The sequence below is a fragment of the Vibrio alginolyticus NBRC 15630 = ATCC 17749 genome (assembly GCF_000354175.2).
Lineage (GTDB): Bacteria > Pseudomonadota > Gammaproteobacteria > Enterobacterales > Vibrionaceae > Vibrio > Vibrio alginolyticus.
Genome location: NC_022349.1, coordinates 437,974 through 450,510, shown reverse-complemented (window position 1 = coordinate 450,510; position 12,537 = coordinate 437,974). Strand labels below are relative to the sequence as shown.

At 46.9% G+C, this 12,537-nt stretch carries 10 protein-coding genes; 1 reads left to right on the top strand and 9 read right to left on the bottom strand.

Annotated features, from left to right (window positions below):
• Nucleotides 1–91 precede the first annotated feature (91 nt).
• From N646_RS01985 to N646_RS01945, 9 genes are all read right to left on the bottom strand, one after another.
• Nucleotides 92–1,588, bottom strand: coding sequence for an EAL domain-containing protein (locus N646_RS01985; protein WP_031777195.1), 1,497 nt, complete (start codon nt 1,586–1,588; stop codon nt 92–94).
• Between the two features lie 345 nt (nt 1,589–1,933).
• Complete coding sequence (gene gabT / locus N646_RS01980; protein ID WP_017820921.1) at nt 1,934–3,205, bottom strand: 4-aminobutyrate--2-oxoglutarate transaminase; 1,272 nt, start codon at nt 3,203–3,205, stop codon at nt 1,934–1,936.
• A 14-nt stretch (nt 3,206–3,219) separates the two neighbouring features.
• Nucleotides 3,220–4,647 (bottom strand): NAD-dependent succinate-semialdehyde dehydrogenase, encoded by a 1,428-nt coding sequence (locus N646_RS01975; RefSeq protein ID WP_017820920.1) that lies wholly within the window; start codon nt 4,645–4,647, stop codon nt 3,220–3,222.
• A gap of 54 nt (nt 4,648–4,701) precedes the next feature.
• Complete coding sequence (gene aguA / locus N646_RS01970; RefSeq protein ID WP_017820919.1) at nt 4,702–5,784, bottom strand: agmatine deiminase; 1,083 nt, start codon at nt 5,782–5,784, stop codon at nt 4,702–4,704.
• A 12-nt stretch (nt 5,785–5,796) separates the two neighbouring features.
• Nucleotides 5,797–6,663: an N-carbamoylputrescine amidase gene (gene aguB, locus N646_RS01965; protein ID WP_017820918.1), complete on the bottom strand. Its 867-nt coding sequence runs from the start codon at nt 6,661–6,663 to the stop codon at nt 5,797–5,799.
• Nucleotides 6,664–6,680: 17 nt separating this feature from the next.
• Nucleotides 6,681–7,958, bottom strand: coding sequence for an NAD(P)/FAD-dependent oxidoreductase (locus N646_RS01960; protein ID WP_017820917.1), 1,278 nt, complete (start codon nt 7,956–7,958; stop codon nt 6,681–6,683).
• Between the two features lie 37 nt (nt 7,959–7,995).
• Nucleotides 7,996–9,480: an aldehyde dehydrogenase gene (locus tag N646_RS01955; protein ID WP_017820916.1), complete on the bottom strand. Its 1,485-nt coding sequence runs from the start codon at nt 9,478–9,480 to the stop codon at nt 7,996–7,998.
• A gap of 35 nt (nt 9,481–9,515) precedes the next feature.
• Nucleotides 9,516–10,073 carry an HTH-type transcriptional regulator PuuR gene (puuR, locus tag N646_RS01950; protein ID WP_005377813.1) on the bottom strand — a complete coding sequence of 186 codons (558 nt, stop codon included), beginning with the start codon at nt 10,071–10,073 and terminating at the stop codon, nt 9,516–9,518.
• 18 nt (nt 10,074–10,091) lie between these two features.
• Nucleotides 10,092–10,838 (bottom strand): gamma-glutamyl-gamma-aminobutyrate hydrolase family protein, encoded by a 747-nt coding sequence (locus N646_RS01945; protein ID WP_005377814.1) that lies wholly within the window; start codon nt 10,836–10,838, stop codon nt 10,092–10,094.
• Nucleotides 10,839–11,178: 340 nt separating this feature from the next.
• Here N646_RS01945 and N646_RS01940 point away from each other — a divergent pair, with 340 nt between their 5' ends.
• The gene (locus tag N646_RS01940) at nt 11,179–12,522 is read left to right on the top strand and encodes a glutamine synthetase family protein (RefSeq protein WP_017820915.1); all 1,344 of its coding nucleotides are present in this window, start codon (nt 11,179–11,181) and stop codon (nt 12,520–12,522) included.
• Nucleotides 12,523–12,537: the final 15 nt, after the last annotated feature.

The following is a 12,537-nucleotide window of genomic DNA, read 5'->3' as shown; positions in this document are numbered from 1 at the left end:
AGGAATCCTCAAGTGTAACCCCATCAGCAGAAATCAGCGCTAACCTAGGCAACTGACACCTTTAAAACGGTACATTTTGACATTATGGCTGTTAAGCGCTTGCAAGGTTAGTCAGGGGCTCTGGTTTAGCGTAAACATAACCTTGAATAAGGTAAATCGCATGCTGAGCCAGATATTCGACTTGAGCCTGGCTCTCTACACCTTCTGCAATCATCTCACATTCCGCTTTGTTCGCTGCAGACACAATTGAGTCCAGCACTTTCAACTTTTGATCGTCAGATCCTATTGGATCAATGAACATCTTATCCACTTTTACACACCGGATGCCCAAATCTTGTAGGTAAGAAAAGCCACCATATCCGGTACCAAAATCGTCAATTTTGAACTTGTAGCCTTTATTCGTTAAATACAAAATCTCTTTTTTCGCGGCCTCAGTGTCTTTTACTGGTATTCTCTCGGTCAACTCAAAATGAATTCTATTCGAGATTGGCCAATTTAACTCCGACAGCAACTTCGTTAATACGCCTGACTCTAAATGGGAGGAAACAATATTGATGCTGACCCACGTATGCTCGGGCAAGTCACTTAAGTCTTGTATGATTTTACGAATAAGCTGATTGGTCATCGGGATAATCAGGCCACTTTCTTCTGCAGCACCAATAAACATATTTGGTGGCACCATTCCATCACGTCGCGACCATCGAATCAGAGCTTCATATCCTACTGTCTTACCATCGCGACTATCGACAATCGCCTGGTAGTAAGGAATAAATTCTGTATTACTAATCCCATTTTCAATTAGACCTGTAATGGATTTTCTCAAGCTTTTACCAGATATGTATGCAAAGGCAGTCACAAGACCAGCAAGCACACTTACAAGACCGCCCCACAAAAGTACTCTTTCCTGAGCATAATTTTTAAGTTTTTCACCGCTGTATATCTTGATGAGCATGTTGGCTTGAGACTCTCCTGAAAAGAAAAACTCTTTTGACAGTGCGTTTTCTTCTCCTGCAATATTCGCTTTGCCACGGCTTATCGTTAAATCACCAAATATTGGTTCATCATACTTAAACTCTACAAATAGGCAGTCTTTGCAAGGCGTTTTTATTACCTCGTTAACCCAACTGTTATCAAGTACCCAGAAGACTTCAACGTGTTCATTATCATAAATGACCATCCACTCTATTTGGTCATTCTGTTGCGGCAAAATAAGTGATGCGAAAAAGTTTTCATCCATCTGAAATCGTTCACTACTAGATGGGCGAGACACTTCACTACCAACCGTGGAACACGTTTTTCCGCCTTCTGTGGTCATCGCAATAAAACGAATGTAACGGTTATAAAAACGTGGGTCGCGTAAAGTTCTTACATCACTATCACTACAAGTAAAATCTAACTGAGCAATCTGCTTCACTATTGCTCCGTCCAAATAGGCAGACCTTTGATTTAAATAATCTACGTAAGCATCTATTTTCGACGCTTTTACCGAGTTGACGTAAAAGTTGGTTATCGAATGAAAGGCCACTACAAATATGGCGATGGGAACTAAGCCGAGTAAAATGGCATACCTTGTATTCTTTGTTATCAAAGTTCGTCCTGCTAATCTGTCAAGCAACCTAAGTGGGATATGAATACTATCTCATTTTTATAGTCCAAAAAGTGAGGAATGACGCTCAATAAAATTATAGACTCAAGTGGCTTTCAGATGTCGGGATTTAGAATGTGAGCACCAAACCACATTCGAGGAGAACAAAGTAGCGACTAAGTGGAAAGTAAGAACGAGCCCAATTGTTAAGTCATCCGTAATAAAAGTGACGACTTGGAGCTTGAGCAATACTTTTTAGATAGGCAGCAGATACGCTAAAAAACAAAAAGGAAACGATTGATACCAACCGCTTCCTTGATTTGTTATTGCTATTTAAAAGCGCGTGAATTACGCCACTTCAAGAATCACTTTTTCCAACTTATCTAAACCTTCACTAAGCACTTCAGGCTCAATGGTTAGCGGCGGCAACAAGCGAATCACGTTCGCTTTTACCCCACAAGAAAGCAAAATCAGACCATTTTCTTGCGCTTTAGAAATCACCGCTTTGGTCATCTCTTGTAGCGGCTCACCCGTTTCAGGATCAGTAAATTCAATCGCCATCATCGCACCTGTAGTACGGATTTCACCGATAGCAGGCACTGACTGTTGCAGTTTTGTCATACGAGCATTGACCACTTCACCGATACCCATTGCTTTAGCACACAAGTCTTCTTCTTCGATAATTTTCAGTACTTCAAGACCAGCAACACAGCCAAGTGGCGAGCCCGCATAAGTGCCACCTAAACCACCAGGTAGTGCAGAATCCATCACATCCGCTTTCCCAACTACCGCTGAGATTGGGAAACCACCAGCAATGCCTTTCGCCATTGTCATTAGGTCTGGTTCAATGCCTAGGTACTCTGTGGCAAACATTTTACCGGTACGAGCAAAACCCGTTTGGATTTCATCGGCAATCAGCATGATACCGTGCTTATCACACAGCTGACGTAAGCCTTGTGCAAACGCTTCAGGTGCTTTGTAGAAGCCGCCCTCACCTTGTACTGGCTCGAAGATGATCGCCGCAACGCGTGAAGGTTCGATATCGCAAGCAAACAGATCGTCGATTGCTTGTAAGCTTTGCTCAACGCTGATGCCGTGGAACGCATTTGGGTACGGCGCGTGATAGATTTCATTCGGGAAAGGACCAAAGCCTGCTTTATATGGCGCAACTTTACCAGTTAACCCCATCGTCATATTTGTGCGACCGTGAAAGCCGCCTTTAAACGCTATCACGCCGCTACGGCCTGTATGAGCGCGTGCCACTTTTACGGCATTTTCGACCGCCTCGGCGCCAGTGGTTAGAAAGATCGCTTTCTTCTTAGTCTCACCTGGTGCAAGTTCTGTCAGCTTTTCAGCCAGCTCTACGAATGACGCGTATGGCGTAACCATCGCACACGTGTGTGAGAAGTTGTCCAGCTGAGCTTTTACCGCTTCGCTAATGCGCTTGTGAGAATGCCCGGTGTTAGTTACCGCGATGCCAGCTGCAAAGTCGATGTATTTGTTGCCTTCGATATCCCATACGTAAGCGTTTTCAGCTTTCTCGACGTAAAGCGGGTACAGTGCGCCCATGCCTTGAGCGATAACTTGGCTTCTTCTTTCGTGTAGTTGTTGGTTTGTCATTGTTTTGTCCTTAATTAGTTGCCGCCAAAGCAGAGATATTTCACGTCCATGTATTCATCGATACCTTGTTTTGCACCTTCACGTCCGATGCCGGACTGCTTAACACCACCGAAAGGAGCAACTTCAGTAGAAATCATGCCTTCGTTAATGCCGACCATGCCGTATTCGAGCGCTTCTGCGATTTTCCAAACACGGTGAATGTTTTGGCTGTAGAAGTACGACGCAAGGCCGTAGATGGTGTCGTTCGCCATTTCGACTAGCTGTTCGTCGCTGTCAAAACGAATCACTGGTGCGACAGGACCAAAGATTTCCTCAGAGACAATCTTCATGTCGTGAGTAACGTCTTTGAGAACCACTGGCTGCATAAATAGACCATCCAGCTTTTTAAGTTCTGAAACCGGCTTCGCGCCTTGCTCGATAGCACCATCGATCAACGCTTGAATGCCTTGCTTCGCTGACTCGCTGATCACCGGACCAATGTTGACCCCCTCTTCCAATCCGTTACCGACGTTGAGCTGCTGAACCGCAGCGTCAAACTTAGCAACGAATTCGTCATACACTTTGCTGTGTACATAGAAACGGTTCGCACAAACACACGTTTGGCCTGCGTTACGGAACTTCGACGCCATCGCGCCTGCCACAGCTGCATCAATATCCGCATCATCGAATACGATAAATGGCGCGTTGCCACCGAGCTCCATTGAGGTACGTTTGATGTCAGCCGCGCTTTGCTGCATCAGCACGCTACCGACTTGAGTAGAGCCAGTGAAAGACAACTTACGAATCAACGGGTGTGAAGTGAAGATAGCACCGACCTGACGGGAGTTTTCCCCCAATACCACTTGCAGCACATCGCCTGGGATACCCGCTTGATAGGCAAGCTCTGCAACCGCAAACGCAGACAGCGGCGTAGATTCAGATGGTTTTACCACAAAGCTACAGCCTGCTGCTAAAGCTGGCCCTGCTTTGCGCGTGATCATCGCAATTGGGAAGTTCCAAGGTGTAATCGCACAGGCGACACCAATTGGCTGTTTGATGGTCACCAAACGCTTGTCCGCACTTGGCGCAGGAATCGTCTCACCGTAGGTACGCTTCGCTTCTTCAGCAAACCATTCGATAAAGCTCGCGCCGTAAAGCACTTCACCTTGAGCTTCCGCTAGCGGCTTACCTTGCTCTAACGTCATCAAACGGCCAAGGTCGGCTTTGTTTTCTAACAGGAGTTGGAACCAACGATTGAGCATGCCAGCACGCATTTTTGCTGGCAGTGCCGCCCACTCTTTCTGCGCCACACTGGCACGTTCAATGCCATTTGAAATGTCGTTTTCGGTTGAAACTGGTGCGTACCCGAGGAGTTCTCCGGTCGCCGGATTAGTCACTGCAATGCCCTGTTGTGGATTCGCTACCATAAACGAAACAAGGCTTTGGTTTTGTATCTGTTGCATGGTCATTCCTTTTGACAACTCATCATCGCCGCTAAGCCAGCGGCGAGTTTATGTTTAAGCAGGGATCTGCTGCGTAATACAGTGAATGTTCCCTCCGCCGAGTAGAACCTCTCTCGACGGTATCGCGATGATTTGGTATTCCGGCATCGCGTTTTGCAAAATATCGATCGCCATAGCGTCGGTCTCTTCGTCCAGCATCGGCAAGAACACATGCTCGTTGACGATAAGAAAGTTCGCATAAGAGGCACTTAGGCGTTCGCCAGCTTGTCGACTCATTCCCGAACTGGCGTCAATGCCATTGGCTTCGCGCTCGCTGTAATGCAACGGACCCGGTAATGGCAAACGGACAATTTCAATATTGCGCCCTTTCGCATCGTGCTGAGATTTCAGTACTTGTTCCGCTTGACGAGATAACGCGTATTGCGGATCACTTGGGTCATCGGTCCAACTAAGTACCACCTTACCCGGAGCGATAACGTGCATCAGGTTGTCAACATGGCCGTCTGTTTCGTCATTGAATAAACCATTTGGCAACCAAATGACTTTTTCGATACCGAGATACGCCTTTAACTGCTCTTCAATTTGCGCTTTGCTCAACTGTGGATTTCGCCCCGGACTAAGTAAGCACTCTTCTGTGGTGTAAAGGGTGCCTTCACCATCGGTGTGAATCGCCCCACCTTCAAGTACAAACGGTGCGCGGTAATGATCAATACCGATGATGTCGCACACCGAACCAGCGACAAGATCGTCCTGCTGCCAGTTGTCGTAAAGGCCGTTGTATTCGCCGCCCCACGCGTTGAATTGCCAACTAATCCCACGGCGCTCGCCCGCTTGGTTAACAAGCACGGTCGGCCCGATGTCTCGCATCCACGCATCGTTAAATGGGATTTCCACCAAACGTACATCTGAGTGAAGCATTTGACGCGCTCGGTCAAAGTTGTGCGAGCACACCGCCACACACACTTTGGCCACTTCCGCGATTAAGTTCGCGATTCTGGCGAAGGTTTCTTGCGCGGGTAATGCGTCATCACGCCAATTGTCTTTCCTTTCTGGCCACGCTAGCCAAACTTCACTAACCGGCTGAAACTCAGCCGGAAAATAGAAGCCATCTTGCGCTGGTGTTGTCGATAACTTCATTTTAACGCCTCTTTAAACGGCTAGTTTGCCAACGCTGGTGTAAAGGTCTGGACGACGGTCGCGGAACAAGCCCCACGCGTGACGCGCTTTCGCTGTCGTAGCTAGGTCGATTTCTGCGTAAATGATGGTTTCACCTTGACGCGGTGCTTCGGCAATTTTTGCACCAGTGTGGTCAGTGATAAAAGAAGAGCCGTAGAACGTCGTCTCGATACCATCATCGACTTCAGTGCCCACTCGGTTTGACGCAATCACTGGAACGAGGTTTGCTGCCGAGTGACCTTGCATTGTACGTTGCCAGTGGTCACGTGAATCCAGTGTCGGATCTTGAGGCTCAGAACCGATTGCAGTTGGGTAAAAAATCGCTTCCGCGCCGTGCAGAGCCAAGCTGCGTGCAAGCTCTGGAAACCATTGGTCCCAGCAAATGCCAGCACCGAACTTACCGAACTTGGTTTGCCACACTTTGAAACCAGTATCGCCAGGGCTAAAGTAGTACTTCTCGCTGTAGCCCGGGCCGTCAGGAATGTGTGACTTGCGGTAGTTATCTAGTACCGTGCCATCGGCATCTATCATTACTAGCGAGTTAAAAAACGTATTGCCCGCTTTTTCAAAGTAGCTGACAGGAATCACCACGCCGAGCTCTTTAGCCAACGCACTCATCTCTTTAATAAGACGACAATTCTCCGTTTCTTCTGCAAGCTCGAAATACTTCGCTTCTTGTTTTTTGCAGAAGTAAGGTGCGGCGAACAGCTCTTGAGGAAGAATCACGTTCGCACCGTTTTGTGCTGCTTCACGAATCGCATTTTTTGCTTTGGCTAAGTTATCTTCCAGATCCCAGCTTTTCGTCAGTTGAAGGGCTGCAAATTTCACTACTTTGCTCATTGGATATTCCTTATCTCTTAAATCGCCAGTTTGTCACGTAGGTTGTAGTAAGCCGCGCCCATTGCCGTAAACGGAATTTGGAAGTGGCGGCCACCCGGGAAGGAGTAATGTTTCAGAGCGGCAAACGCGTCAAAGCGTTCTGCGTGTCCAGTCAAGGTTTCAGCCAGCAACTTGCCTGCTAGGTGAGTACACGTTACACCGTGACCGCTGTAGCCTTGTAGGTAGTAAATGTTGTCTGCAAACGAGCCAAATTGCGGCATGCGTGAGTAAGTCAGCAAGAAGTTACCCGTCCAGGTGTAATCAATCTTGATGCCTTTCAATTGTGGGAAGACTTTCTCCATCTTCGGACGGATCAGTGCTTCAATGTTTTCTGGGTCACGTGCGCCGTAAACCACGCCACCTCCGAATAACAAACGCTTGTCGGCGGTTAAGCGGAAGTAGTCAAGCAAGTAGTTACAGTCTTCAACGCAGTAGTCACTGGTCAGCACTTGTTTTAGCTGCTCATCACTCAAAGGCTGAGTCGCCACCACTTGTGTGCCGCACGGGATCGCTTTGTTGCTGATGTTTGGTGCCAAACCACCAAGGTAGGCGTTACCTGCCAAAACCACGTACCTGCTCTTCACGCTGCCTTGCGCTGTTTTCACTACTGGGTTAATCCCTTTGTCAATCGATACGACCGCCGACTGTTCGAAGATTTGGCCACCCAGAGAAATAAACGCAGCGGCTTCACCTAACGCGAGTTTAAGCGGGTGAATGTGACCACCGCGCATATCCAACAAGCCACCAGTGTACACTTTGGTCCCTACCGCTTGTTCTACTTCTCCTGCGTCAAGTAGAGTCAGTTGGTCGTTGCCGTAACGCTCCCAGTTCTTCTTATGTTCTTCTAGCCCTTTGAGTTGTTTACTGTTCAGTGCCGTGAACAAGCCGCCTTGCTTGTAATCACAGTTGATGTCGTATTTGTCGATCAGACCACGGATGATATCGCCGCCTTCAAAAATCATATCGCACAGAGCTTTGGCTTGGTTTTGGTCGTAACGGCTTTCAATCACGTCAACATCTCGGCTGTAGCTGTTAACGATTTGGCCACCGTTACGACCAGTTGCTCCAAAGCCCACTTTTGCGCTTTCTAGCACAACAACTTTAAAACCTTTTTCTGCAAGGTGTAGTGCAGAAGAAAGACCAGAAAATCCCGCACCGACTACACACACATCGCACTCGATGTCGTTTTGCAACTGTGGGTATTCCGGCATGTTTGGCACAGAGTGCGCGTAGAACGAATCCGTATGCTTGTTCATAGAACTATTCCTTTATTTATCGTAATCGTCAGCAGGCTTAAGGATGGAGGCGAATCCAAGTGGTTTTGGTTTCGGTGAATTTTTCAATCGCGTGGAGAGACTTGTCTCGACCATTTCCACTCATTTTGAATCCACCAAATGGGACCGTCATGTCACCTTCGTTATAGTTGTTGACCCAAACCGAGCCGGCTTGCAGTCGTTTTGCTACGCGATGAACGCGGTTGATATTGCTACTCCAAAGTGCAGCACCTAAGCCGTACTTCGAATCGTTAGCGATCTCAATTGCTTGCGCTTCGTCTTTGAATGGAATGACACACAGCACCGGACCAAAAATTTCCTCTTGGGCGACACGCATCTTGTTGTCGATATTGTCTAAAATGGTTGGGGAAACAAATGCGCCCTGCCCATCGACATCGCCGCCACAACGTACGTTTGCACCTTCTGATTCACCTAACGAGATGTATTCCAACACTTTTGATTTATGATCTTGGTCGATGAGCGCTCCCATGGATGAACTTGGGTCCATTGGGTCTTTTGGCGTGAACGCTTTCGACGCTTGAATAACTTTTTCTAAGAACTGATCTTTGATGCTTTCGTGAACAAGCAGGCGGGTTGCCGCGACGCACACCTCACCTTGGTTGTAGAAACACCCTGCGGCGGTGTCTGCTGCTGCGCGGTCTAAATCATCACAATCTTCAAACACGATGTTCGCGTTCTTACCGCCCGCTTCTGCAAACACGCGTTTTAGGTTGCTCTCACCCGATCTGACCATCAGTTGACCTGCAATGCGCGTCGAGCCTGTGAAAGCGATGCAGTCTACGTCTTGGTGTTTCGCCAGCGCGTCGCCAGCTTCATGACCAAAACCCGTAACGACTTGGAAAACGCCTGTTGGTAAGCCCGCTCGAGAAGCAAGTTGACCTAGGAATATCGCGGTGAGAGAAGATTTTTCTGACGGTTTTAGAATCACGCTATTACCAGCCGCTAAAGCAGGGCCAAGCTTCCAGCACGCAAGCCAAAGTGGGAAGTTCCACGGTACAACCGCAGCAACCACACCAATCGGTTGATGAGAAATAAAAGCGTGTACATCTTTTTCGGTTGGGGCAACTTCGCCGTATACTTTGTCGATTGCTTCTGCGTACCAGCGTAATGCACTCGCCGCACCAGGAATATCGGTAGAGAAGCTGTGAGAGATAGGCTTACCGGTATCAAGCGTTTCTAGCAGAGCCAATTCTTCTTGGTTTTGATCAATCAAGTCAGCAAACTGTTTAAGCACTGCTTTGCGATGAGCTGGGCTGCTCTCGCTCCACTGACCGGATTGAAATGCTTGGCGAGCGTATGAAACTGCGAGATCAACATCTTCATTTTGGCAACGGGCGATTTCGGTGAATATCTCATCTGTTGCTGGGTTAACTACCGGGATGGTTTGCCCTGTTAAAGCAGCACTGTATTCACCGTTAATGTACGCCCTGTTTTCGATGTTTAGATTGTTTTTTAGTTCAATCCATTGCTCTTGGGTTTTCATACGCTCTCCTTGTGATCACACAAGGCAAGCCCCCACTAAAATGTGGTTGGCGTATGCGCACTTATCATTCGACAAGCCTTGTCTGTGTGATTTGTAAATCGATGGGGCTTCGTCGTATCAATAATGTACGACTCGCCCGCTGTTATGACATGAGATTGCCCTTTATATTCCAGAGTGATTTCACCCTCTAATACGGTGCCAATCTCTTCGCCTTCGTGTTTGATTTCTGCCGCACCAGTGGTTCCATAAGGTGCGTATTCCTCGATCAAGAATCCGATGACTTGATCTTTGTCGCCATTCGTTACCAGTTTCATGGACACCGTCTCGCTCCCGATTTCCACAAGATCTGACGGCTTGATGACTACTTTCACTTCATCGTTCGAAGGTTGTTCAAAAGTGAAAAACTCTGATAACGATAAAGAAAATACATTAACGATTTTTTGTAGTGAGCTGACCGACGGGCTCACTTTGCCATTTTCAATGGATGAGATTGCACTGTGGGTAATACCAGCGCGCTCGGCTAGTTCCCTTTGTGACAATCCATGTTTTTTTCGTAACTGAACAATATTTTTACCAATCTCTTGATTGTCCATTCATACAGCTCCAAACGTTTAACGAGAGGTAGCCATCATAAATTCATTGAACAAAATTTGAGAGAAATGATTGGTTTTTGCTTCCCATTCTGGGTGCCACTGCACGCCAACGAAAAATTTTTGATTAGGAAGACTAAATGCTTCTACCAAGCCATCCGGGGCTTTAGCTTCTACTTGTAATAGAGGAGCAAGCTGATCGACGCCTTGGTTGTGTAGTGTGTTCACTTCAAAGAAGGTGGTATTTTCCCAATGATTTTGCACCAGCCATTGTTCAAATAAGCTCTGCTTTTGAACTAGCACAGCGTGTGCTGGCGCGTATTTTTGTTCGAAATCTTCAACAGGCGCTTCACGATGGTCATTGAAGCCGGAGTCATGAACGGCTGGGTTTAACGAGCCACCAAGTGCGACATTCATCTCTTGAAAGCCGCGGCAAATACCAAGGCACGGAATGTTTTGGTCAACCGCATGACGAATTAACGTGAATGAGAGCTCATCACGAGCTTCATCTTTGTAGCTCTCTTCGTGCGTTGCATTGTATCGATGTGGCGCAACGTTAGAGTGGCTGCCAGGAAAAAGAAAACCATCACATATGTCTAGGATGGTGGTTACGTCATCGCCCGACATGTCGGGAGCCAACATAATCGGTAGTCCTCCAAAATCCTTTATGGCGCGAAGGTAAAAGTCGTTGACCGCTTGTATCTGATAGCCACCCAACTCTTTAGCGCAGCTAACCACACCAATGATGGGTTTGTGTGTATCTGCCATGATATGTCCGTGTTCAATTTATTTAACACAAACCCTACAAACCATGTACAAAATTATCAACACAGATGACCATTATTATCGTCACAACGTGATCTGAAGCACTTTTTAGGCTTCAAAACTGAATATTTATGCTCATTATATTGAACAAAACAAAACCAACTGTTACAAAATAGTTAACAGAAAGACATAAAAACCAGCCGTTAAACATCAAAAACACAGTGTAAGTACATGTTTAAATTAAAAATAACCTAAAAAACAAACAGCTCGCTCAGAGTGCTGTAATTTATTTGTTAATTTGGTTATTTCTAATTTCTACTCGTCAGGCTATTTGGAGAAGAAAATGGAATCGTATCTACAGGAAGTACAAAATTTTAAACAAAAATGGCCCGATATTGAATTTATCGATCTCATCTTTACCGATATAAATGCCACCCCAAGAGGAAAACGCATCCCGATAGATGCTCTAGAAAAACTGAATAAAGGTGTTGCCCTCCCCCTTTCGACCATCACCCTAGATACCAAAGGTAACGTCGTTGAAACAGCCGGGTTGGGAGAAGATCTCGGAGAACCAGATAATCTCTGCTATCCAATCAGCGGCACCTTAATGCCGACGGCAAAAGAACAAGTTGGTCAGCTACTGCTTAGTATGATGGATGAAACCGGGCAGCACCCTAACCCACTGTTCATCCGAAACATTCTCGCTTCTATATTGCAAACACTGCATGCTAAAGACCAATATCCTTGTGTCGCGCTCGAGCTGGAGTTCTATTTAATAGACAAAACCCGCGGCGAAAATGGCGAACCATTAACGGCAATTAACCCCACGAAAAAAACTCGAGAAAAAGATACCGAGGTTTACGACCTTGATGGACTAGATGACTACGCTGATTTCTTGGCCGACCTTAATCGAATTGCATTAGAACAAGGCTTAAACACTTCCGGAGCCCTATCTGAATCGGCCCCAGGGCAGTTCGAAATCAACTTCAACCATTCTAAAGATGTACTTCGAGCATGTGATGAAATCATCATCGCAAAACGCTTGATTCGCCAGGTCGCTCATCAGCACGGATTTGACGCCACATTTATGGCGAAACCTTTTAGTGAGCAAGCGGGTAATGGCATGCACATTCACCTCAGCTTGGTTGATACAGATGGTAACAACCACTTTAGCCAACCAGACGGTCAAGCGAGCGCCTTCTTCTATCAAACCATGGCAGCGATGCTGTCACAAACATCCGATGCCATGGCCCTAATCTGTCCTAACGTTAACTCTTACCGTCGCTTTGTTCCTGGCGCTTACGTCCCGACCAAAGCCGATTGGGGAGAAAACCACCGCGGTGTTGCGTTGCGTGTGCCTATCAGCGATAGCAAAAATCGCCGTATAGAGCATCGTATAGCAGGCGCTGACGTTAACCCTTACATTCTCGCTGCAGTAGTACTTTCCGCAGTATTAGCGAGTGAAAGCTACACCAAAGATCAATGTCCACCGACTCTCAGTGATGATGCAATTGAGTTACCTCTGCGTATGTCAGAAGCTCTAGAGCGACTGGAGCACAGTGAGCTGGCTCAATACATCTCAAGAGACTTTATCGATTTGTATCTAGCTTGCAAACAGAGTGAACTCGCAGAATTTGAGCGAGCGATTACTCCATTGGAAATCGACTGGATGTTGCACTCGGCATAAACAAAGGAAATGAAC